Below are 21,586 nucleotides of genomic sequence, written 5' to 3' on the forward strand. Positions count from 1 at the left end.
GCAGCCAGGCGCGGTCGGCGAGCCGGTCGGGCCCGCCCGCCGTGCTGTCGGAACTGTCCACCGTCGTCACTCACGCCCCCCGCGGTGCGGCCCGGGGCTCGGCCGGCGGGTTGCCTGCGCCTAGCCTGGCCGGTGGTCGTCGACCCCCTGTGGCGCAACTGCGCCTGCCAGGAATCGTACCGGCGCGGCGCTGATCCGGAAGGGTGCCGCACAGGGGCAAATGCGATCGCACGAGCGGCCGTTGAGCGGCCGGGCGACGAAACGGGCGGCGGGGGAGCGGGTTTCGGAAGGGGACCGGACGGCGTCCCCGGCTCACGGGGGAACAAGCCGGGGGCGCCGGGTCCGAGGCAACCGGAATCTGGTGTTCCGGTGGCTGAGGAGAACCTAGATCCTGGCGATGTCGCAGGTCAAGGCGTTGGTTGAAGATTCACCGACGGTGTCCGGGGCGATCCGGCCGGTCACCCCGTCGACCCGCGTCACGGCGTGCGGACGGCTCGGATCGGCGGCGAAATGCGCCGATTCGGCCCGGGCCCAGCCCGCCCAGAACTCGGCCAGTTCCGGCCCGTCCCGCTCCTCCCCGCGCCGCCGGGCCGAGACGGCGTCCAGCTCCATCCAGATCACCCGGGCCAGCCACGGCCGCACCGCCCGCCGCCCGGCGCCGACCCCCTCCACCAGCACCACCGGGGCGGCCGGCACCGCGGCCGTGCCCGCGAAGCGGCGCAGCGTCCAGTCGTACACCCGGTACTCGGCGTCCCGCCCGGCCGCCAGCGGCTCCAGCACCTGCTCGCGCAGCCGTCCGGTCCATCCGAAGGGCTCGCGGTGGGTGGCCAGGTCGTCGAGGTGGACCACCGGGGCCCCGCCGAGCGCCGCCGCCAGCCGTCCGGCGAAGGTGGTCTTGCCGGAGCCCGCGTGGCCGTCCACCGCGACCAGCCGCACCGGCCCGCAGGAGGGCGGCAGCGCTCGCAACTCGGCCGCGAGCGCGGTCAGCCGGTCGCCCGGAGCGGGCCGGAATCGGGTCGGGAGGGGTTCGGATACAGCCACAACGTCAACCCTACGGTGCCGTAGCCCGCCACTGCGTCCAGTTCATATGTGCAGGTCGTGACGGCAGCGCGGGTTTCGGGCATACTCGCCTTCGCCACGACTGTGAACGGCCGTTCACCGCAACCCGGTGCCGGTCGGTCCGACCAGCCACACCCACGCCGGACCGGCCGACACCTCGGTCCCGCGCCCCGATCGAGGAGGCGACCACCGCCATGACCCCCTCCCCTGTGAAAGCCGTGGAGCGCCAGCTGCCCACCGAGGAGGCCCGCGAGCTGCTGGGCCTCACCCGGGACCTGGTCCAGCGCGAGCTCCAGCCGCGCGCGGCGGAGGACGAGGCCGCCGGCCGCTTCCCGCGGGAGGTCTTCCGCACCCTCGGCGAAGCCGGCCTGCTCTCCCTCCCGTACGACGAGAAGTACGGCGGCGGCGACCAGCCCTACGAGGTGTACCTGCAGGTGCTGGAGGAGCTCGCGGCCGGCTGGCTGGCCGTCGGCCTCGGCGTCAGCGTGCACACCCTGTCCTGCCACGCGCTGGCCACCTTCGGCACCGACGAGCAGCGCGAGACGTGGCTGCCCGCCATGCTCTCCGGCGAGCAGCTCGGCGCCTACTGCCTCTCCGAGCCGCAGTCCGGATCCGACGCGGCCGCGCTGCGCACCCGCGCCGACCTCGACGGCGACACGTACGTGGTGAACGGCACCAAGGCCTGGATCACCCACGGCGGCCAGGCCGACTTCTACAGCGCCCTGGTGCGCACCGGCGTCGACGGCCCCAAGGGCATCAGCTGCCTGCTGGTCCCCGGCACCCAGCAGGGCCTGTCCGCGGCCCCGCCGGAGCACAAGATGGGCATGTGGTCCTCGCCGACCGCGCAGCTGCACTTCGACGGCGCCCGGGTGCCCCGCGAGCGGCTGGTCGGCGAGGAGGGGCAGGGCTTCCAGATCGCGCTCGCCGCGCTGGACTCCGGCCGCCTCGGCATCGCCGCCTGCGCGATAGGGGTGGCCCAGGCCGCGCTCGACCTCGCCGTCGACTACGCCCGCACCCGGCACCAGTTCGGCCGCCCGATCGCCGAGTTCCAGGGCCTGTCCTTCATGCTCGCCGACATGGCCACCCAGATCGAGGCCGGCCGCTCGCTCTACCTCTCCGCCGCCCGGCTGCGGGACGCCGGCCGCCCGTTCTCCAAGGAGGCGGCGATGGCCAAGCTGTTCTGCACCGACGCGGTGATGCGGGTGACCACCGACGCCGTCCAGGTGCTCGGCGGCTACGGCTACACCCAGGACTTCCCGGCCGAGCGCTACATGCGGGAGGCCAAGGTGCTGCAGATCGTCGAGGGCACCAACCAGATCCAGCGCCTGGTGATCGGACGCCACCTCACGAAGGCCTGACGGCCCAGGGCCTGTCCGGCGGGTCCTTGCCGGGTCCGACAAAACCCACCGGACAGGCCCGGCTCCCTCACGGCCTCCGGCCGTCACTCCAGGGTGCGGAGTGACGGCCGGAGGCGTTCCCGGCGGAGCGTCAGCTCGCCTTGGCGGTACGGGCGGTCAGCGCCGGACGACGGCGGCGCTGCTCGGGGATGGCGGCCCGCATCGTCGCGACCGTCGGGGCGGCGGGCGCGGTCGGAGCGGCCTGGCCGACCGCGGCGAGCCGCACCGGGCGGTGCGCGACGGCGTGCGAGAACGGCTGGGTGCGCCAGTCCAGCCCGGTCGGGAGCTTGAACAGCGCGTCGATCCGGGCCGGTTCGGCGTCCTCCGGGGCCTCGACCTCGGCCAGGTCGTCCGTCGGGGTGCCCGAGCCCGGGCAGATCGCGGGGGCGAAGGGGTTCCAGGCGGTCGGCAGCAGCGCGTGCTGCGGCAGCCGGTCCTCGTCCGCCACCAGGGCGATCGGGCGGCGGCACTCGGGGCAGTCGACCCGGAAGATGTCCCAGTTCTCCGCCTCGCCGGGGTCGGTGCCCGGCATGTAATCGACCGCGAGGTCCTCGCGGTCGGTCATATCGTCGGTCTCGTCGGCGCCCAGCACACGCTGGTCAGTAGCAGGCATGAGGATCCCCCTAGGATCGGGCCCGGCGTGGTCGTCCAGGGCCACAACCAGCACTTCCCTGTGATCAGGACTCATAACCCTGCGGTCCCGTGCACCGTGATGCACCGGGTGTGTCCTTGGCCACACCGGACGCCACATTCGCCCGGCATGTGCCCGCCCGGTACCTGCGATCCCTCCCCGTGCCACCGCGTGCGCCCCCCGTGCTCCCGACCGGGTAGGTTTGCGCACTGTGGAGGATCTCGACCAACGCATTGTCCAGCTGCTCCTCGAAGACGGCCGGATGAGCTACACGGACCTGGGCAAGGCCACCGGCCTGTCCACCTCGGCGGTGCACCAGCGGGTGCGCCGCCTCGAACAGCGCGGGGTGATCCGCGGCTACACCGCGATCATCGACCCCGACGCCGTCGACCTGGCGCTGACCGCGTTCATCTCGGTCAAACCCTTCGACCCGAGCGCCCCGGACGACACCCCCGAACGGCTGGCCGGCCTGCCCGAGATCGAGGCCTGCCACAGCGTCGCCGGGGACGAGAACTACATACTCAAGGTCCGCGTCGGCGCCCCCGGCGACCTGGAGGACCTGCTGGCCCGCATCCGCAGCGCCGCCGGCGTCTCCACCCGCACCACCGTCGTCCTGTCCACCCCGTACGAGGCACGACCCCCGAAGCTCTGACCGCGAACGGGCGGGGTGCAGACTAGGCCGCATGACCGAACGCACTCCCCGGACCGTCCTGCTGCGCGGCGGCGCCGTCTACAGCCCCGCCGACCCCTTCGCCACCGCGATGCTCGTGGAGGGCGGGCACGTCGCCTGGGTCGGCAGCGACGGCGCCGCCGAGGCGTACGCCGCGACCGCCGACGAGATCGTCGAGCTGGACGGCGCCCTGGTCACCCCCGCCTTCGTGGACGCCCACGTGCACGCCACCGCCACCGGCCTGGCGCTCACCGGCCTCGACCTCACCGGCAGCCCCTCGCTGGCCGCCGCCCTGGCCGCCGTCACCGCCTTCGTCGACGCCCGGCCCGAGCCCGGCGGGGTGCTGATCGGCCACGGCTGGGACGAGAGCGGCTGGCCCGAGGGCCGCCCGCCCACGCTCGCCGAGCTCGACGCCGCCGCCCGCGGCGCCGCCCTCTACCTCTCCCGCACCGACGTGCACTCCGCCCTCGCCACCACGGCGCTGCGCGACCTCACCGAGGGCCTGGCCGAGGCGCCCGGCTTCGACCCCGAGGGCCCGCTCACCAGGGACGCCCACCACGTCGTGCGGCGGACCGCGCTGGCCCGGCTGACCCCCGAGCAGCGCCGCCGCGCCCAGCGGGCCACCCTGGCCCGCGCCGCCGAGCTCGGCATCGGCGCCCTGCACGAGTGCGCCGGCCCGGAGATCTCCTCGGAGGCCGACCTGGCCGCCCTGCTGGCTCTCGCCGCCGACGGCGAGGGGCCCGAAGTCTTCGGCTACTGGGGCGAGTTGGGCGGTGTCGAGACCGCCCGCCGGCTCGGTGCGGTGGGCGCCGGCGGCGACCTCTTCGTGGACGGCGCGCTCGGCTCCCACACCGCCTGCCTGCACGCCCCGTACGCGGACGCCGGGCACACCGGCACCGCCTACCTGACCGCCGGGCAGGTCGCCGACCACGTCGCCGCCTGCACCGGGGCCGGGCTCCAGGCCGGGTTCCACGCGATCGGCGACGCGGCCGTGGCCGCCGTGATCGAGGGCGTCCGGGAGGCCGGCGCCCGGGTCGGCGCCGACCGGGTCAAGGCCCTGCGCCACCGCGTCGAGCACGCCGAGGCCCTGGACGACGAGGCCGTCGCCGCCTTCGCCGAACTCGGCCTGACCGCCTCCGTCCAGCCCGCCTTCGACGCCGCCTGGGGCGGGCCCGAGGGCATGTACGTCCAGCGCCTGGGCGCCGAGCGCGCGGCCGCCCTCAACCCCTTCGCCGCGCTGCTGCGGGCCGGCGTCCCGCTGGCCTTCGGCTCGGACGCCCCGGTCACCCCGCTCGACCCCTGGGGCACCGTCCGCGCGGCGGCCTTCCACCGGACCCTGGACCACCGGATCTCGGTGCGGGCCGCCTTCACCGCCCACACCCGGGGCGGCTGGCGCGCCGTCGGCCGGGACCAGGACGGCGTGCTGGTCCCCGGCGCGGTCGCCAGCTACGCGATCTGGGCGGCCGGCGAACTAGTCGTCCAGGCCCCCGACTCCCGGGTGGCCGGCTGGTCCACCGACCCGCGCTCCGGCACCCCCGGCCTGCCCGACCTCACCCCGGGCCACCCGCTGCCGACCTGCCTGCGCACCGTCGTCCGCGGCCGCACGGTGTACCAGCGGTAAACCCCGTGGATCGGCGGGCCGCCGCGGCCTAGGTTGACCACCATGACCCTGGTACCCGCCGACTTCACCGTCCCGCGCGAGCTGCTCGCCCCGGAGTTCCGCCTGGAACCCCTGGGCGAGCGGCACAACGCCTCCGACCACGCCGCCTGGACGGGCTCCATCGCCCACATCCGCGCCACCCCCGGCTGGGCCGGCCGCGGCTGGCCGCCCGCCGACGGGATGCCGCCGGAGCGGAACCTCGACGACCTGCGCCGGCACGCCGCCGACTTCGAGGCCCGCACCGGCTTCACCTACACCGTCCTGGAGCCGGACCGCGACGAGGTGATCGGCTGCGTCTACATCTACCCGGACCGCGAGGACCCGTCCGCGGTCTCGGTCAGCTCCTGGGTCCGGGCCGACCGCGCCCACCTGGACGCCCCGCTGTACCGCGCCGTCTCCGACTGGCTCGCCGGGCACTGGCCGCTGCGGGAGGTCCGCTACACCCCGCGCTGACCCCGCTACCACCCTGACCTCACGGGTCTCCGACCTTCCGGGGTACCTTCTTCGCACAGCGTCCGAACAGCAAGCCCCAGGAAGATGGTGCGCCGGTGGCCACTCCCGTCACCCAGGAACGGCCCGAGGCCGTCCCCGAGCCGCAGGAGCCGGCGCCCCGGGCGAGCCGCGGAGCCCGTGCGCTCGCCAAGGTCCGCGCCGGCCTCCCGCGCACCGGCCTCGCCGCCCTGGCCGGCCTGCTGCTGGCCCTCGCCTTCCCGCCGTACGACCTGTGGCCGCTGTCGCTGCTCGGCGTCGCCGCGCTGTCGCTGCTCACCCGGGGCCGCACCTTCCGCCAGGGCCTGTGGACGGGCTTCGCGTTCGGCCTGCCGTTCTTCCTGATGCTGCTCAGCTGGCTGCGGGTGGTCGGCTGGGACGCCACGATCGGCCTGTCGGTCGTGGAGGCGCTGTTCCTGGCCCTGCTCGGCGGCGCCCTGGCCGTCACCTCCCGGCTGCCCGGCTGGCCGCTCTGGACGGCCTGCCTGTGGATCACCCAGGAGTGGGCCCGCGACCGGCTGCCGCTCGGCGGCTTCCCCTGGGGCCGGCTCGCCTTCGCCAACACCGCCACCCCGTACACCCCGCTGGCCGCGCTCGGCGGCGCGCCGCTGGTGACCTTCGCGGTCGCCCTGTCGGGCGCCCTGCTGGCCTGGGCCGCCCTGCGGCTGCGCGGGCCCGGCAGGGCCCCGAAGGCGGCCGCGCTGGCGGCGCTCGGGGCGGTGGCCGCGCTGCTGGCCGGCTACCTCGTCCCGGTGCCCACGGCCGCCGACGACACCGTCAAGGTCGCCATCGTCCAAGGCAACGTGCCCAACCCGGGCATGGACTTCCTGGGCCGCCCGATGATGGTCCTCAACAACCACGCCGCGGCCACCGAGCGGCTCGCCGCCGACATCAGGGCCGGCAGGGTCGAGCGCCCCGACATCGTGATCTGGCCGGAGAACTCCTCCGACCTCGACCCGTTCAGCGACCCGCTGGCCCGCCAGCGGATCGACGAGGCCGTGAAGGCGATCGGCGTGCCCACCCTGGTCGGCACCCTGGTGGACGGCCCGGACGCGCAGCACGTCCAGAACGAGGGCATCGTCTGGGACCCGGTCACCGGCCCCGGCGCCTCCTACACCAAGCAGCACCCCGTCCCGTTCGGCGAGTACGTGCCCTTCCGCGACCAGCTGATGAAGGTGATCACCCGCCTCCAGCGGGTCGCCCGGGACTTCTACCCCGGCGACCACAACGGCGTGATGCAGCTCGGCCCGGCCCGGATCGGCGACGTGATCTGCTTCGAGGTCGCGTACGACGAGATCGTCCGCGACACCGTGGACAGCGGCGCCCGGGTCCTGGTCGTCCAGACCAACAACGCGACCTACGCCAAGACCGGCCAGCCCGAGCAGCAGCTGGCGATGAGCCGGCTGCGGGCCGTCGAGCACGGCCGGGCGGTGCTGATCGCCGCCACCAGCGGCATCAGCGCGGTGATCGGCCCGGACGGCAGCGTCCGGCAGCGCACCGAGGAGCTGACCGCGGCCGAGCTGTCGGCCACCGTCCCGCTGCGCGACGGCACCACGGTGGCCGACCGGGTCGGCGCCGCCCCCGAGTGGACGCTGGCCGTCGGCGGCCTGCTGGCCTGCGGCGCGGCGGTGCTGGTCGGCCGCCGCCGGAAGGCCCCGTCCGGAACACCGGCCGGGTAGGAATCGTTGGACCAGGTGGTGCCGTAGCCGGCCCGGACCTCCCGTGCGGCGCGCAGAGCACCGCTTGGAGTGGATTCGTATCGTGACCCAGCAAGCTACCCCCACCCGTCCGGCCCCGCGTAGCAGGCTCCGCCGGGTGCTGCCGCTGCTGATCACCGCCTGGCTGGTGCTGGAGATCTGGCTGCTGGTCCAGGTCGGCTCGTGGCTGGGCGGCCTCACCGTCGTGCTGCTGCTCGTCGCGGGCGTCCTGATCGGCGGCTCGCTGATCAAGCGGGCCGGGCTGAAGGCGCTGTCGGCGGCGATCGAGCAGAGCAAGAACCCGCAGTCCCAGCAGCCGCAGACCGGCACCAGCATGACCGTGCTGGCCGGCCTGCTGCTGATCGTCCCCGGCTTCCTGACGGACCTGGTGGCCCTGACCCTGCTCTTCCCGCCCACCCGGGCGCTGTGGCGGGCGGTCGGGCGCCGGGCCGCGGACAAGGCGCTGCGCAGCACCTCCGCCGCCGGGGCCGACCCGTTCGCGGACGCGATGCGGCTCCAGGAGCAGCTGCGCATCCACCGCCCGGACGGCAAGGTGGTCCAGGGCGAGGTCGTGGACCCGGAGGACGGCCCGCGCGGCCCGCAGGGCCCGGACACCACCTACCGCCCGCCGATCGCCGGCTGACCGGACCGTCATGACGTACGAGCCCCCGAGAGGCGGACACCCCGCCCCTCGGGGGCTCGTCGCGCGGACGACACCTGAACGGCCTCGCGCGGACCACGCGGACCATGCCCGGACAACGCGAAAGGGACCCTGGTGACCAGGGTCCCTTTTCGCGTCCTCCCGCACGGGGCGGGAGCGAGGTGTCAGGCGCTCTTACGGGTGTCTCGCGGGTGTACCGCGAGGTTCATCCCGCCGGAGCGGAGCACGGCCAGCCGTTCGGCCAGCACCTCCTCCAGCTCCTCGCGCGTCCGGCGCTCCATCAGCATGTCCCAATGGGTGCGCGTCGGCTTGATCTTCTTCTCTTCCGGCTCGTCGCCGTCGAGAAGCGCCGCCTCCTGTCCACAGAAGCGGCATTCCCAGGTCGCGGGGATCTCGGCCTCGACCGAGAAAGGAACCTCGAAACGGTGTCCGTTCTGACATGCGTACTCGACGGTCTGGCGGGGAGCCAGATCGATACCACGGTCGGTCTCGTAGCTAGTGGCCCCGAGTCGCGTGCCGCGGAGAGCTCGCTCGCTCATGAATCGTGCCTCCCGGGCTTATGGCCCACAGGACTAGTGGTCGCTGTTCTTCGTCGTTCGGTCAACGCTCGGCTTCCGACGAAGATTCCCGTCCCGGGACATGCGTCGTCTGTAGTGCCGCCCCTGTTTGTACCCACCTGCGCCCGATTTGTCACATCTGGCCGGTGATATCACCCCAGGTGTCACGTATTTCACATCTGGTGATCGTGCGGACTTTCCGTGACGAGCGTACCGGGACGGGATTCGGCGGTGGTCGCCGCCCCCGGTCGAGGGCCGGGGAACCGGCCCGGGAGACGGGCCCGGCCCGGCCGTCAGGAGATCGGCCGTGAACGGATCATCGGCTCGCCCTTGGCCAGGTCGACCGGACGGGCCGGCGCGGCCGGATCGGCGGCGGGGACGACCGGCGGGCGGTCCGGGCGGGGCGGTGCGGCGGCGGCCGCCTCGGTGCGGCTGTCCCGGTGCGGCAGCAGGGCGATCACCGCGTCCCGCAGCGGGGCCGGGGCCTCGTCGTCCAGCGGGTCGACGGTGGCGGGCACCTGGAGGCGGAGCGGGGCGCCGTTGCCGATCCGGGCGTAGCCGCGGCCGACCGGGGCGTGGGAGGCGGGCACGATGTCCAGCGGCGCGCCGAGCGCGTCGCGGCCCTCGTCGGGGCCGGCCGGGCCGAGCACCACCCGGGCCCGGGTGGTGGTGCGGACGGTGGCGGTGAGCCGGTCCCGGGCGGCGAGGTCGTCGGCGACCACCACGGTGACCCGGGCGGCCCGGCCGTGCCGCAGCGGGAGCTCCAGCAGGTCCTGCGGGTCGGGGCGGCCCTCGGCCTGGGCGAGCTCGCTCAGCTCGGTCGGGTGGTCCAGCAGCAGCCACAGCGGCCGGGTGGCGTCCTCGGGCGGGGCGGTGCCGGCGTGCCGGGCGGCGTTGAGCGCGGCGAGCCGGCGCTCGGTCTCGCCGACGGCCCAGTCCAGGGCGGCCAGCGCGCCGTGCAGGCTGGTCTCCACGGTGTGCACGCCGGGCCGGTTCACCAGGCAGGCGTGCTCGCCGGTGCCCGCGCCGTCGACCACCACCAGGTCCGCGTACGGGAGCGCCTGGAGGGCGACCGAGCGCAGCAGGCTGGAGGTGCCGTAGCCGGTGACGCCGAGCACCAGCAGGTGCGGCTCGGAGGAGCGCGGGCCGGTGCGCCAGACCACCGGCGGCTGCTGGACGGTGGTGCCGCCCCGGGTGACCGGGATGGTGCGGGCGGTGCCGTCCTCGTCGGTGAAGCCCAGCACGATCTCGCCGGGGGCGGCCACGAAGCGCTGGGCGGCGATGTCGGTGGGCAGCGGGGCGAGCGCGGTGATCCGCAGCCGGTTGGACTCCTCGTCCCAGTCGAAGCGGTACTCGCGGGCCCGGCCGGCCTTGCCCTGGACCACCTGCTCGATCCGGGCCCGGGAGGACGGCTCGGTGTCGGTGAAGTAGGCCGGGTAGCTCATCTCCAGTCGGGAGAGCCGGCCCTCGCGGTCGAACTCCCACGCGCTGAAGGCGCTCTTGTAGGCGCCCTCGAAGTGGTACAGCGGGTTGGCGTCCTCGGGGCCGCACAGGTACGGGGTGAGCGCCGCGTAGAGGGCGGCGAGCTTGACGTCGGCGGCGTCCGGCGCGGGCGGTGCGGGCGCCGCCTTGGGGGCCCGGCCGGCCCAGGCGGCGCTGGCCATCAGGGCGATCAGGGCGAACAGCAGGCCGTGCGGCAGCAGGTAGACGCCGATCAGCAGGGCGGCGGTCAGGAACAGCGTCGGGCCGCGGCGCTCCTTGGGGGTCTCCTGCCAGCGGGACCTGGCCCAGTCGACGTGGTGGCGCAGGCCGCGGCCGATGACGGAGAGCGGGGCGAACATGTCGGAGGCGTGGTCCCCGGCGGTCCGGGCGATCGTGCGGCCCTTGCTGAGGTGGCGGTGGAGCGGCATTCCTTGACTCCCCGGGCGGTGGGACGGGTGGGGTGGGCGCGGTGGGGAACGACGGGGCCCGGGGGCGGTGTGGGATCCGCGCCCGGGCCGGTACGGCGGGGGAGGAGGTGGCGGCTAGAACCTGATGCCGCTGAGCAGGCTGGCGAGGCTCGCGCCGCCCGCGGTGATGCTCGGCGCGATCGAGGAGCCGGCGATGTAGAAGCCGAAGAGGGCGCAGACGATGGCGTGGGAGACCTTTAGTCCGTCCCGGCGGAAGAAGAGAAAGGCGATGGTGCCGAACAGGACGATGCCGGAAATCGAGAGGATCACGTTCCGCTCCTCAGGAAGTGGGGACAAGCAGGGGTGTTACGGAAAGTGCACTAATCGTGACAAAAAGTAATAGATGATGGAACGGTGCAAATGGGTGGTTCTGCCGTTCAATACCGTTCCGGCGGCCGGGTGGCGGTATGCGCACCGGCCGGGGTGGGGGCCGGGCCGCGCGGGGATTCGGTGCGCCCAGGCATTCCCGGGCGGCGGGTGGGAAGTTTCCGGGGGGTCCCGGAAGTTCGCTCGAATGGCTGCGCAACGCGTGCGGTCGCGTGTCGTGGCGGGTGCGGGCCGTCATCCGGATCCCGGACGTCCGCTGGCCCGTCGCGGCACCGGCCGCTACCGTGCCCTGGGCGCAGCCCCGAGACCGCCCGACGACCCGACCGGAAAGGCCGCCCGCCATGACCGACGCCGCCAGCCAGCAGCCCGCCGACGCCCCCGACGCCGAGGTGATCGCGCTCGCCGGGAAGCTCTTCGACGCCGCCCGGGCCGGGGAGACGGACACCCTGTCCGCCTACCTGGGGGCCGGTGCCCCGGCCGACCTCACCAACGACCGCGGCGACACCCTGGTGATGCTCGCCGCGTACCACGGCCACGCCGCCACCGTCGCGGAGCTGCTCCGGTACGGCGCCGACCCGAACCGCGCCAACGACCGCGGCCAGACCCCGCTGGCCGGTGCCGTCTTCAAGGGCGCCACGGACGTGCTCGACGTGCTGCTGGCCGGCGGCGCCGACCCCCGGGCCGGCGTCCCGAGCGCCGTGGACACCGCCCGGATGTTCGGCAAGGACGAGCTGGTCGCCCGGTTCGAGGTCCGCTGAGCGGGGATCGTAGGCTTTTTCACCATGAGCACCAGCACCGCCCAGGACACCGGCACCGTCGAGTTCCGTGTCACCGGCTACGCCCACCCCGACGCCCAGGCCCTGTCGGCGGAGGTGCAGCAGGAGTACGTGCGCCGCTACGGCGACCCGGACGAGACCGTCCTGCACCCCGAGGACTTCGAGGCGCCGGCCGGCCTGTTCATGATCGCCTACCTGGACGGCCGGCCGGTCGGCTGCGGCGGCTGGCGGGCCAAGCAGGCCGGCCCGGACGGCCTGCGCGACGGTGACGCCGAGCTGAAGCGGATGTTCGTGGTCCCCGACGCCCGCGGCCGCGGCCTGGCCCGCGCGGTGCTGCGCCGCCTGGAGCGGACCGCGGTCGAGGCCGGGCGCACCCGCTTCATCCTGGAGACCGGCACCGAGCAGCCCGAGGCGATCGCGCTGTACCAGTCCGAGGGCTACGCCGCGATCCGGAAGTTCGGCATCTACAAGGACCACCCGCAGAGCGTCTGCCTCGGCAAGGAGCTCGCTCCGGCGGTCTGAGCCGCGGCCGCGCGGGGAAGGCTCCCGTCGGCCCGAGGAGGGGGACGGATGAGCCGCCGAGCGACTGGACCCGACGCACCCGGAGCCGACCGGCTCCCCGGCCTGGCCGCGCCCGGCGGGGAGCTGGATCGGCTGGTCGAGGACGGCGCGCGCACCGTCGGGGCGGGCGCCGTCTGGGCCGTCGGCGACGCCGGCGGCGCGCTCGGCGGCGGCGGTCACGGCGCGCTCGGGCAGGGGCCGTACGCGCGGCTGAGGCCCGGGCCGGACACCCTGTACGACCTCGCCAGCCTCACCAAGGTGGTCGCGCTCTGGCCCTGCGCCGGGGTGCTGCGGCAGTCCGGACGGCTGCCGCTGGACGAGCCGCTCGGCGCCTGGTGGCCGCCCGCCGCCGGGCACCCCGCCGGAGCGGTGACGGTCCGTCAACTCCTGGCCCACACCGCCGGGATGCTCCCGTACACCCGCTTCGAGCGGCTCTACGGGCGCGACCCGGCGGCGATCCGGGCCGGGGTCCTCGCCGCCCCGTCGCACCGGCCGCCGGGCGCGGCCGTCGAGTACACCGACCGGGCCGCCGTGCTGCTCACCTACCTGGTCGAGGACCTCGGCGGCGCGCCGCTGGACCGGCTCGCCGAGCAGTGGGCCTGGCGGCCGCTCGGCATGGCCGACACCCGCTACGGTCCGCTCGGCGCCGCGCTCGCCGCCCGCACCGCGCCCACCGAGTACGAGCAGGGCGCCGGCGCCCACCTGTGCGGCGTCGTCCACGACCCCTCGGCCCGGCTGCTCGGCGGGGTCTCCGGCAACGCCGGGGCCTTCTCCACCGCCCGCGACCTCGCCCGCTTCCTCACCGCGCTGCTCGCCCCGCCGCCCGGGCTGCGCTGGGGCGGGGCGTGGATCGAGGAGTCGCTGCGCGAGCAGACCGGCGGCCTCGCCCCCGCCCGCGGCCTGTCCTGGCTGTACGCCCCCGGCACCGGACCGGCCGAGGGCACCTTCGTCCACTACGGCTTCACCGGCACCGGCTTCTGGGTCTCCCGGCGGCTCGGCCGCTGGGCCCTGCTGCTCACCAACAAGGTGCACTACGACCGGGACATCCAGCGGCTCACCGAGCTGCGCAACGCCTTCCGGCGGGCCGTCTTCGGCTGAGGCCGCCCCCGGCACTCATTCGGGTGGATTCGGCGCGAACAGCCGTTTGGCGGGCGGGGATCGCGGCAGATTGTCCCCGACGGCGGCGGTCGGCGGAGGAGGCGCGATGACGGACACCTGGGCACTCTCGGAGGAGGAGTGGCTCGCCGGGATGGTGCGCGCCTACGTCGGGTGCAGCGTGCTGCTCACCGACGAGGCGGGCAAGGTCCTGCTGCTGAAGGCCAGTTACCGCGACCAGTGGCAGTTCCCCGGCGGCGGGATGGACCCGGGGGAGGGGCCCGCCGAGTGCGCCGCCCGCGAACTGTACGAGGAGACGGGGCTGTTGGCGGGGCCGCTGCGGCTGCTCGTCGTGGAGTGGCGCGACGCCATCCCCGACCAGGGCGAACACGCCCACCCCGCCGTGCAGTTCATGTTCGACGGCGGGACGATCGCGGCCGGGTCGGTGGTCCGGGCGCAGGTCGAGGAGATCGCCGACCACGGGTACTTCACCCCGGCCCAGGCGGCCGTCCTGCTGCAGCCCGGTGCGGCGCGCCGGCTCACCGGGGCCCTGGAGGCCCGGCGGACGGGCGCCGCCACGCTGCTGCACTCGGACGGGTACGTGGGCTGACGGACGGTCAGAGGAGCGTGCTCCAGTAGTACCAGAACCGGTTGAGGACCAGCAGCGCGATCACCGCCGCCCACAGCACCGGCAGCGCCCAGTGGTAGCGCGCCGCCTCCCGGACGACCACGCCCAGCCGCGGGCCCACCGGGATCACGCCCGAGCGCAGGTTGTGCAGCGTGGTGTACCAGAACAGCGCCACCACCGTCGCCCACACCACCATGCAGTACGGGCAGAGCGCGCCGATGTCGTACAGCGCCTGGTAGATCAGCCAGTGCGCGAACCCCACGCCCACCGCGGTGCCCGCGTTCAGCCCCAGCCAGAACCAGCGCCGGTACGCCGCACCGGCGAGCAGCCCCGCACCGATCGCCGCCAGCGCGCCGAAGGCCGCCAGCCCGAGCAGCGGGTTCGGGAAGCCGAAGACCTCCGCCTGCTCGGTGCGCATCACCGAACCGCAGCTGATCACCGGGTTGATGTTGCAGTTGGGGACGTAGGAGGGGTTCTCCAGGATGCGGAGCTTGTCGAAGGTCAGGACCGCCGAGGCGGCCAGCCCGACCAGACCGCCGAGGAACAGCAGGAAGGCGTAGGCCCGGCTCGCGCCGATCGGGGCCCCGGCCCGGGCGGCGTCGTCGGGAGCGGAGCGGGACGGGGGCACGGTGGTAGCAGCGGACATGGCAGCACACTCCGGTGGCTGGCTGGGAGGAGCCGGCCCGGCCGGGAGTTCGGCCGGGCCGGGTGGTGCCGTACGGTGCGGTGGTGCGCGGGGGTGGGGCGCGGCCTACTGGAGGCCGGCGGCCTGCTTCACCTGCGCGGTGAACTGCTCCGGCGGGACCACGGCGTTCCCGGCGAACAGGGTGATCTGCTTGCCGTCCACCTTGACGGTCGGAGTGCCGGTCACGCCGCTGTCGTTGAACGCGTCGGCGACCTTGGCCGCCCACGGGGCGTAGGTCTTGTCGGTCACCGCCTTCACGAAGGCGTCCGTCTTCAGCCCGGGCACCTGGCCGGCCAGGTCCAGGATGTGGTTGACGTCGCCGAAGCCGTCCTCGCGCTCGTCCGGCTGGTTGGCGTACAGCACGTCGTGGAACGCCTTGAACTGGTCCACGCCCTCGTTCAGCGCGGCGCCGACGGCGGCCAGCGCGGTGCGCGAGCCCTTGCCGCCGAGGCTCTTGTCCAGGAAGGCCGCCAGGTGGAACTCCACCTTGATCTGGCCGTCCTCGGTGAGCTTCTTGACGGTCTCGCCGTTCGCCGCCTCGAAGTGCTTGCAGACCGGGCAGCGGAAGTCCTCGTAGACCGCCATGGTGTGCGGGGCGTCGGCCTTGCCGTAGGTGATCACCGTGCCGTTCGGGCCGGAGGCGTTGGCCGGGGTGACCAGCGGCGCGGACGCGGCGGCGGAGGACTTGTCGTTCTTGTCCGAGGCCGAGTTGACCGCGACGGCGACACCGCCCGCGAGGGCCAGCACGACGACGGCGGAGACCGTCACGACGATCCGCTGACGGCGCTTGGCGGCCTGCTGCTCGCGGCGCTGCGCCTCCTGGATCCGCTCGCGGGCACTGATGCGCTTCTTGTTCTTGTCCTGGGACACGGGGGAGTCAACTCCTGTACGCGGCGCGCGGGTGCGCGCGGGAAGCCGCAGCTGCTGCGGCGGGGTCGGTGAACGCGGGAGTCGTGCGCACTGCCTGCGGGCGTACCGGGCCCGTTTCGGGCGGGTACGGGGATGATCAGATGAGGCCGGAGATCAGCAGGCAGGCGCGAAGGCGGGCGGGCCGCGCCGGGGCGCCGGGCTCAGCACCACGTCCTCGCGGCGCGGCCGCGGGCGGTCCGACACCGGCAGCGGCACCCGCAGCACCGGACGGACCGGGGCCGGGAGCAGCAGGACGACCAGGGCGCGCAGCGGGCCGGCCAGCGACTCGCTCAGCGCGCGCAGCGCCCGGGCCAGGCCGGACAGGGCGGCGTCGCCCATCCGCAGCCAGGCGGAGGCCGCCAGCGCGATCACCAGGTGCACCAGCAGGAGCAGCAGCTGGGTCGCGGCGGGCGCCAACTGGGCGGTGTGCCCCAGCGGGCCGCCCAGCAGCGAGCCGTCCACCGAACCGCCGCCACAGACCAGCAGGTTCACCCCGCGTGCGGGCACCTGACCGGCCAGCACCGGCGAACAGCCGGCCTGGCCCAGGTTGAACGTGGTGTTGAGCAGCAGCTCGACCGGCACCATCACGCCGGAGATGTGCAGCAACCGCCGCTCCCCGCCGGCCAGCACGGCCGCGACCAGGAAGACGACGGCACCGGCCGTGGCCACCAGCGACAGCGGCAGCGGACGGCCCGTGATGACCACCTGGCCCAACGCGGCCATCGGCACGGCGAGCGCGGTGAACACCGCGGCCCGCAGGGCCCTGGTCGCATGGGAGGAGGTCGTCACGCTCCGGAGTATGCCATGGCCTCCGCGTCCGGCACGAGGGCCCGTAGGTCCCTGGTCCGGCTGACGCGCGCTCAGTAGCCTGCGAGGTCGCCCGTCGGGTCGACAGCAGCCGCGGCCGCATTAGCCTGGAAGGCGTTCCCGCTGACCCGACGAGGGGGCGAGCGCGCATGGCGAAACCCGAGACCACGGTGGGGCAGGTGCTGCTGGCCCGCATCGAGGCGCAGGCCGTGGTGCTGGCCGGCCTGGACGAGGCCGTCCGGGCCGACGAACCGGACGCCGTGCACCGGATGCGGGTCGCCTGCCGGCGGCTGCGCAGCGCCCTGCGGACCTTCCGGCGGCTGTTCGCCCCCGGCGCCACCGACGAGCTGGTCGCCGAGCTGCGCTGGCTCGCCGCCGCGCTCGGCGGGGCGCGGGACCGCGAGGTGCTGGCCGAACGGCTCGCCGCCGAGGCCCGCGAGCTGCCCGCCGAATGCGGGCCGCAGCGGGTCGCCGCCGCGCTGGAGCGGTGGGGCGAGGCCGAGTACCGGCAGATCTGGCCGGAGGTCGTCGCCGCCCTCGACAGCCCCCGCCGCCGGGCCCTCGGCGAGGCCCTCGCCACCCTCCTCGCCGACCCGCCGCTGCTCCCGCGCGCCGCCCGCGGCGCCGTCCCGGAGCTCTCCCGGATCGCCGCCCGCGAACAGGACCGCACCGCCGAACGCGTCCGCGCGGCCCTCGGCGCCGCCCCCGGGGAACGGGACCTCGCCCTCCACGCGGCCCGCAAGGCGGCCAAGCGCGCCCGGTACGCAGGCGAGACCGCCGCCCCGGCCGTCGGCGCCCGGGCCGAGCGCTACGCCCAGCGGATGAAGGCCGTCCAGGAGGTGCTGGGCGAGCACCAGGACGCGGTGGTCGCCGCGAGCACCCTCGCCGCCCACGCGGCGAGCGGCGGCGAGCCCTTCGGCTACGGCGTCCTCTACGGCCGCCAGCTGGCCGCGGAGGAGGCCGCCCGGCGCCGGCTGCCGGAGGTCTGGCGGGCGGCGGGCAGGCGGAAGCTGGCCCGCTTCGGGTAGCGGCGGCCTGGCCGCTGGGCGACCGGGCCTCGTCCGTCGCGGGCGTCACGCTGCCGGTGGACGGCGGGATCACGGCCACCCGCCAGTTCTCCCGACCGGCCCGCTCCGCCGCGCCCTACCGGGGGTCGAGCCCCGCCGAGCGGGCGGCTTCGCGCAGCAGGTCCCGGAGCATCGCGGTGGTCAGCCGGCCGGTGTTCGTGTTGCGCGGGCTCACGTGGTAGCAGCCGTACATCCGCAGGTCCGGGCCGCCGTCGCGGGCCGGGAAGGCGGCCACGGCGGCGTGGCCGAAGGCGGGGCGGGGGCGGGGGAGCCGCCAGCCGGCGTCCGCGATCACCGGCAGCATCGCCTGCCAGGCGAAGCCGCCGAGGGCGACGACGGTGCGCACGGTGGGGCGCATCAGCTCCAGCTCCCGGGTGATCCAGGGCCGGCAGGTGTCGCGTTCCGCGGTGCTGGGCTTGTTGTCCGGCGGGGCGCAGCGGACCGGGTCGGTGATCCGGACGCCGGACAGTTCCAGGCCGTCGCCGTAGCGGACGGACTCGGGGCGGTTGGCGAGCCCGAGCTCGTACAGGGCGGCGTAGAGCAGGTCGCCGGAGGGGTCGCCGGTGAAGATCCGGCCGGTGCGGTTGGCGCCGTGGGCGGCGGGGGCGAGGCCGACCAGGACGAGCGGGGCGTCCGGCGGGCCGAAGCCGGGGATGGGACGGGCCCAGTAGTCCTGGTCCTGGTAGGCGCGGCGCTTGGTGCGGGCGGTCTCCTCGCGCCACGCGACCAGGCGCGGGCAGGCCCGGCAGCCGGTGACGACGCGGTCCAGCGCGGCGAGTCCGGCGGCCCGGGCGGCCGCCTCGGCGGGGTGCCGGGGGTGCTCGGGGTCGTCGGAGGCCAGGTGGGAGGGCTCGTCGGTGGTGGAGGAGGGCGCGGCCTCGGTCGGCATGGTCGAGATCCTAGGGGCAATCGGACGTTCGTACCGGCGTCGTCCGGGCAGGCGTAGCGTGGAATCAGTTGCTCCGGCGGTCCCCGGCCGGTCCGGGTCGGCGGCGGCCGGAGACGCCGGTGTGCGCGCAGTGCGCCGGTCGCGAGGAGGCCGCGATGATCGTCGATGCGGTGCTGGGTGCGCTCGGGGGGCTGGCCGGGCTCGGGGTGATCTGTGCGGGCCTGAGCATCAGGGTCGTCCAGCAGTTCCAGAAGGGCGTGGTGTTCCGCTTCGGGAAGGTGCGCGACGAGGTGCGCGAGCCCGGGCTGGTGGCGCTGATGCCGGTCGCGGACCGGCTGCGCAGGGTGAACGTGCAGATCGTGACGATGCCGATCCCGGCGCAGGAGGGCATCACCCGGGACAACGTGACCGTACGGGTGGACGCGGTGGTCTACTACCGGGTGGTGGACCCGGTGAAGGCCACCGTCAACGTGCAGGACTACAACTTCGCGATCTCCCAGGTCGCGCAGACCTCGCTGCGCTCGATCATCGGCAAGAGCGAGCTGGACGACCTGCTGGCCAACCGGGAACCGATCAACCAGGGGCTGGAGTTGATGATCGACAGCCCGGCGCTGGGCTGGGGCATCGAGATCGACCGGGTGGAGATCAAGGACGTCGCGCTGCCGGAGTCGATGAAGCGCTCGATCGCGCGGCAGGCGGAGGCCGAGCGGGAGCGGCGGGCCCGGATCATCACGGCGGACGGCGAGTACCAGGCCTCGCAGCGGCTGTCGGACGCCGCGGCCGTGATGAGCGCGACTCCGGCCGCGCTGCAACTGCGGCTGTTGCAGACCGTGGTGGAGGTGGCGGCGGAGAAGAACTCGACGCTGGTGCTGCCCTTCCCGGTGGAGCTGCTGCGCTTCCTGGACAGTGCCACGGAGGTCCAGCAGCGGAACCTGCTGACGGCGGCGGCGGTCGCGGCCGGGGCGAAGGCCGTGGAGGAGGCGGTGGAGAGCGGCGAGATCCCGGAGGAGGGGTTGGAGCCGGAGCCGCCCAGGCATGAACTCCCGCCCCTGGAAGAGGTGTTGGAGCAGTCGCCGCTGGACCGTCCGGAGTCGCCGGACGGCCGGGCCGGGCGCGGCGGCCCCGCCGGGCCGGACGGGGCGGAGTGAGCGGGTCGGCCCCGGTGGCGTCGGCCATCGGCCCGGACCACGATGGACGAGGGGAACGGGAAGCCAGGTCAGGAGGCGGACCATGACCAGAGCCAGCGACATCATGCACCCGGGCGCGGAGTGCATCCGTGAGCACGAGACGCTCGCGGCCGCCGCCCGGATCATGCGGGAACGCCATGTGGGCGCCCTGCCGATCTGCGGGCCGGGCGACAAGCTGCTGGGGATCGTGACCGACCGCGACATCGTGCTGCGCTGCGTCGCCGAGGACCGCGACCCGGCGTCGGTGACGGCGGGCGAGCTGGCGCAGGGGCGGCCGATGACGGTGGAGGCGGACGAGGACTGCGAGCAGGTGCTGCGGGTGATGGAGCAGTACCAGGTGCGCCGGCTGCCGGTGATCAACCACCCGGAGCACAAGCTGGTCGGCATGATCAGCGAGGCGGACATCGCGCGCGGCCTGCCGCAGGCACGGGTCGCCGAGTTCGTCTCGGCGGTTTGCGCGGAGGAGGCGCCCGCGGGGGCGGCCCAGGGCTGACGCCTGCCGCGCGTTCGCGGGCCGCGGCCCCCGCCGACGGACGGGCGGGGGCCGCGGTCGTGCCGGTCCGGTCATCCCAGGGCGTAGACGGCGATGGCGGGGGCCCCGGTGCCGTCGATGCTCTCCGTGCCCTCGGCGACCTCGGCGTTCTCGGGGGTGTTGGCGCGGTCTCAGGAGGCGGGGGCGGCCAGGGTGTCGAGGTGGCGGCGCAGCACCGCGCGCAGCTCGTCCGGGCCGACCAGGTCGGGGTGCTGGACGGCCTGGAGGGTGAGGCCGTCCAGCAGGGCGGAGAGCCGGCGGGTCTCGAGGTCGAGGTCGAGGCCGGGGGCCAGGCCGCCGGCGCGTCGGGACTCGGCGAGGACGCGTCGGACCAGGTCGTCGAGGCCGGTCTGCATCTCGACGGCGCGGGGCCGCAGGTCGGGCCGGGTGCGGGCGGCGGTGACGAAGGAGAGCCAGAGCGCGGACTCCTCCCGGCGCCCGGCGTCCAGCGGGAGGATCTCGGCGAGCAGCCGGACGGTCCGTTCGCGCCGGTCGGTGCCGGCGGCGGCCGGGTCGAGCAGGGCGGCGGCGTGGGCGCGGATGCGGGCCTCGATCCGCCGGGCCAGCTCGCGCATCGCGAAGATCATCAGCTCGGAGCTGCCGGCGAAGTAGTGCCGCACCGAGCCGACGGCCAGTCCGGCCTCCTCGGCGACGTTGCGCAGGGAGGCGTGCTCCAGTCCCTCCCGGGCCGCGACGCGCAGGACGGCGTCGGCGACGGCCTGGCGGCGTTCGGCGGGGTCGACGATCTTCGGCATGTTGCCGTTATAGCACGAGCGAGCTAAATTGCTGATTTAGCACGGTCGAGCTACAAAAATTCGGGGAGGCAGGAATGAACGGCTGGGTGCACGCGGGGCTGATCGCCGTCGTGGTCGTCGTGGTGGTGATCCGGCGGCTGCGCGGCGAACCGCTCAACGCCCGGGACCTCTTCGCGCCGCCGGTGGTGCTCACCGCCCTCGGCGTGTGGGCGCTCGCCCAGAAGCACGGGCTCGGCGCGGCCGACTACGGCTGGATCGCGGCGGGCGCCGGGCTCGGCGTCGCGCTGGGGGCGGTGCGCGGCGCCACCATCCGGGTCTACGAGCGGGAGGGCGTGCTGTGGCAGCGCTACACCGGGCGGACCTTCCTGGTCGCGGCGGTGTCGCTGGCCCTGATGGCCGGTTTCGCCGCGCTCGCCGCGCACTTCGGCCTGGCCGCGGACGCCCGTCCGATCCAGCTGTCGATCGGGGTGGGCTTCCTGGGGGAGGCGCTGGTGGTGGGCTTCCGGGCGCTCTCCTCGGGCACGCCGTTCGCGCCGGAGAAGCGGGGTGCGAGCCCGCTGGACCGGTTCGGCCGGTAACTATGGTTGTCGTGGACGAG

24 protein-coding genes are annotated in these 21,586 nt (G+C 74.8%); 14 read left to right on the forward strand and 10 right to left on the reverse strand.

Annotation, left to right across the window (positions count from 1 at the left end; all coding sequences use genetic code 11):
- Window positions 1-384: 384 nt before the first annotated feature.
- Complete coding sequence (locus ACFY4B_RS40120; RefSeq protein WP_387976327.1) at window positions 385-1,041, reverse strand: uridine kinase; 657 nt, start codon at window positions 1,039-1,041, stop codon at window positions 385-387.
- A gap of 212 nt (window positions 1,042-1,253) precedes the next feature.
- Between ACFY4B_RS40120 and ACFY4B_RS40125 the strand changes: the two genes are divergently transcribed.
- Window positions 1,254-2,417: an acyl-CoA dehydrogenase family protein gene (locus ACFY4B_RS40125; protein WP_387976329.1), complete on the forward strand. Its 1,164-nt coding sequence runs from the start codon at window positions 1,254-1,256 to the stop codon at window positions 2,415-2,417.
- A gap of 130 nt (window positions 2,418-2,547) precedes the next feature.
- Here the strand turns inward: ACFY4B_RS40125 and ACFY4B_RS40130 are convergent, their stop codons facing one another.
- Window positions 2,548-3,069: a hypothetical protein gene (locus tag ACFY4B_RS40130; RefSeq protein WP_181970507.1), complete on the reverse strand. Its 522-nt coding sequence runs from the start codon at window positions 3,067-3,069 to the stop codon at window positions 2,548-2,550.
- A gap of 229 nt (window positions 3,070-3,298) precedes the next feature.
- Between ACFY4B_RS40130 and ACFY4B_RS40135 the strand changes: the two genes are divergently transcribed.
- The 5 genes from ACFY4B_RS40135 to fxsA all read left to right on the forward strand — a co-directional run bounded on the left by ACFY4B_RS40135 (window position 3,299) and on the right by fxsA (window position 8,246).
- Window positions 3,299-3,739, forward strand: a complete 441-nt coding sequence (locus tag ACFY4B_RS40135) for an Lrp/AsnC family transcriptional regulator (protein WP_045694655.1) — start codon at window positions 3,299-3,301, stop codon at window positions 3,737-3,739.
- Window positions 3,740-3,770: 31 nt separating this feature from the next.
- Window positions 3,771-5,378 (forward strand): amidohydrolase, encoded by a 1,608-nt coding sequence (locus ACFY4B_RS40140; protein ID WP_380782019.1) that lies wholly within the window; start codon window positions 3,771-3,773, stop codon window positions 5,376-5,378.
- Between the two features lie 42 nt (window positions 5,379-5,420).
- Window positions 5,421-5,870, forward strand: a complete 450-nt coding sequence (locus ACFY4B_RS40145) for an N-acetyltransferase (protein WP_387976331.1) — start codon at window positions 5,421-5,423, stop codon at window positions 5,868-5,870.
- 95 nt (window positions 5,871-5,965) lie between these two features.
- Window positions 5,966-7,585, forward strand: coding sequence for an apolipoprotein N-acyltransferase (gene lnt, locus ACFY4B_RS40150; RefSeq protein WP_387976334.1), 1,620 nt, complete (start codon window positions 5,966-5,968; stop codon window positions 7,583-7,585).
- A gap of 82 nt (window positions 7,586-7,667) precedes the next feature.
- On the forward strand, window positions 7,668-8,246 hold the full coding sequence (gene fxsA, locus ACFY4B_RS40155) for an FxsA family membrane protein (protein WP_074005174.1): 579 nt from the start codon (window positions 7,668-7,670) through the stop codon (window positions 8,244-8,246).
- 182 nt (window positions 8,247-8,428) lie between these two features.
- Here the strand turns inward: fxsA and ACFY4B_RS40160 are convergent, their stop codons facing one another.
- The 3 genes from ACFY4B_RS40160 to ACFY4B_RS40170 all read right to left on the reverse strand — a co-directional run bounded on the left by ACFY4B_RS40160 (window position 8,429) and on the right by ACFY4B_RS40170 (window position 11,040).
- Window positions 8,429-8,803: an RNA polymerase-binding protein RbpA gene (locus tag ACFY4B_RS40160; protein ID WP_049655293.1), complete on the reverse strand. Its 375-nt coding sequence runs from the start codon at window positions 8,801-8,803 to the stop codon at window positions 8,429-8,431.
- 311 nt (window positions 8,804-9,114) lie between these two features.
- Entirely contained in the window at window positions 9,115-10,731 is a 1,617-nt protein-coding gene (locus ACFY4B_RS40165) for a hypothetical protein (protein WP_387976337.1), read from the reverse strand.
- Between the two features lie 114 nt (window positions 10,732-10,845).
- Complete coding sequence (locus tag ACFY4B_RS40170) at window positions 10,846-11,040, reverse strand: hypothetical protein (protein ID WP_049660046.1); 195 nt, start codon at window positions 11,038-11,040, stop codon at window positions 10,846-10,848.
- Window positions 11,041-11,438: 398 nt separating this feature from the next.
- Between ACFY4B_RS40170 and ACFY4B_RS40175 the strand changes: the two genes are divergently transcribed.
- The 4 genes from ACFY4B_RS40175 to ACFY4B_RS40190 all read left to right on the forward strand — a co-directional run bounded on the left by ACFY4B_RS40175 (window position 11,439) and on the right by ACFY4B_RS40190 (window position 14,139).
- Window positions 11,439-11,855, forward strand: coding sequence for an ankyrin repeat domain-containing protein (locus ACFY4B_RS40175; RefSeq protein ID WP_049660049.1), 417 nt, complete (start codon window positions 11,439-11,441; stop codon window positions 11,853-11,855).
- Between the two features lie 24 nt (window positions 11,856-11,879).
- Entirely contained in the window at window positions 11,880-12,395 is a 516-nt protein-coding gene (locus ACFY4B_RS40180) for a GNAT family N-acetyltransferase (protein WP_049660050.1), read from the forward strand.
- A 48-nt stretch (window positions 12,396-12,443) separates the two neighbouring features.
- Window positions 12,444-13,532 (forward strand): serine hydrolase domain-containing protein, encoded by a 1,089-nt coding sequence (locus ACFY4B_RS40185; protein WP_387976339.1) that lies wholly within the window; start codon window positions 12,444-12,446, stop codon window positions 13,530-13,532.
- Between the two features lie 106 nt (window positions 13,533-13,638).
- Complete coding sequence (locus ACFY4B_RS40190; RefSeq protein ID WP_387976342.1) at window positions 13,639-14,139, forward strand: NUDIX domain-containing protein; 501 nt, start codon at window positions 13,639-13,641, stop codon at window positions 14,137-14,139.
- Window positions 14,140-14,146: 7 nt separating this feature from the next.
- On the opposite strand, the gene ACFY4B_RS40195 is transcribed toward ACFY4B_RS40190, so the two are convergent.
- The 3 genes from ACFY4B_RS40195 to ACFY4B_RS40205 all read right to left on the reverse strand — a co-directional run bounded on the left by ACFY4B_RS40195 (window position 14,147) and on the right by ACFY4B_RS40205 (window position 16,540).
- Entirely contained in the window at window positions 14,147-14,803 is a 657-nt protein-coding gene (locus tag ACFY4B_RS40195; protein WP_387976345.1) for a vitamin K epoxide reductase family protein, read from the reverse strand.
- 105 nt (window positions 14,804-14,908) lie between these two features.
- Window positions 14,909-15,712: a thioredoxin domain-containing protein gene (locus tag ACFY4B_RS40200; RefSeq protein WP_049659252.1), complete on the reverse strand. Its 804-nt coding sequence runs from the start codon at window positions 15,710-15,712 to the stop codon at window positions 14,909-14,911.
- 153 nt (window positions 15,713-15,865) lie between these two features.
- Window positions 15,866-16,540: a hypothetical protein gene (locus tag ACFY4B_RS40205; protein ID WP_387976348.1), complete on the reverse strand. Its 675-nt coding sequence runs from the start codon at window positions 16,538-16,540 to the stop codon at window positions 15,866-15,868.
- A gap of 167 nt (window positions 16,541-16,707) precedes the next feature.
- On the opposite strand from ACFY4B_RS40205, the gene ACFY4B_RS40210 reads away from it, so the two are divergent.
- Window positions 16,708-17,586, forward strand: coding sequence for a CHAD domain-containing protein (locus ACFY4B_RS40210; protein ID WP_387976351.1), 879 nt, complete (start codon window positions 16,708-16,710; stop codon window positions 17,584-17,586).
- Window positions 17,587-17,701: 115 nt separating this feature from the next.
- Here the strand turns inward: ACFY4B_RS40210 and ACFY4B_RS40215 are convergent, their stop codons facing one another.
- Window positions 17,702-18,514, reverse strand: coding sequence for a uracil-DNA glycosylase (locus ACFY4B_RS40215; protein ID WP_387976354.1), 813 nt, complete (start codon window positions 18,512-18,514; stop codon window positions 17,702-17,704).
- A gap of 155 nt (window positions 18,515-18,669) precedes the next feature.
- On the opposite strand from ACFY4B_RS40215, the gene ACFY4B_RS40220 reads away from it, so the two are divergent.
- Both ACFY4B_RS40220 and ACFY4B_RS40225 read left to right on the forward strand, forming a co-directional pair.
- The gene (locus ACFY4B_RS40220; RefSeq protein WP_387976357.1) at window positions 18,670-19,662 is read left to right on the forward strand and encodes a slipin family protein; all 993 of its coding nucleotides are present in this window, start codon (window positions 18,670-18,672) and stop codon (window positions 19,660-19,662) included.
- Window positions 19,663-19,744: 82 nt separating this feature from the next.
- Complete coding sequence (locus ACFY4B_RS40225) at window positions 19,745-20,194, forward strand: CBS domain-containing protein (protein WP_049657806.1); 450 nt, start codon at window positions 19,745-19,747, stop codon at window positions 20,192-20,194.
- A gap of 170 nt (window positions 20,195-20,364) precedes the next feature.
- Here ACFY4B_RS40225 and ACFY4B_RS40230 read toward each other — a convergent pair whose 3' ends face one another.
- A complete protein-coding gene (locus ACFY4B_RS40230) occupies window positions 20,365-20,988 on the reverse strand; it encodes a TetR/AcrR family transcriptional regulator (protein ID WP_387976360.1) in 624 nt (207 codons plus the stop codon).
- Window positions 20,989-21,062: 74 nt separating this feature from the next.
- Between ACFY4B_RS40230 and ACFY4B_RS40235 the strand changes: the two genes are divergently transcribed.
- Window positions 21,063-21,566, forward strand: coding sequence for a DUF1453 domain-containing protein (locus tag ACFY4B_RS40235; protein ID WP_074005182.1), 504 nt, complete (start codon window positions 21,063-21,065; stop codon window positions 21,564-21,566).
- Window positions 21,567-21,586: the final 20 nt, after the last annotated feature.

Origin of the sequence: Kitasatospora sp. NPDC001261, assembly GCF_042896795.1 — a bacterium.
Classification (GTDB): Bacteria; Actinomycetota; Actinomycetes; order Streptomycetales; family Streptomycetaceae; genus Kitasatospora.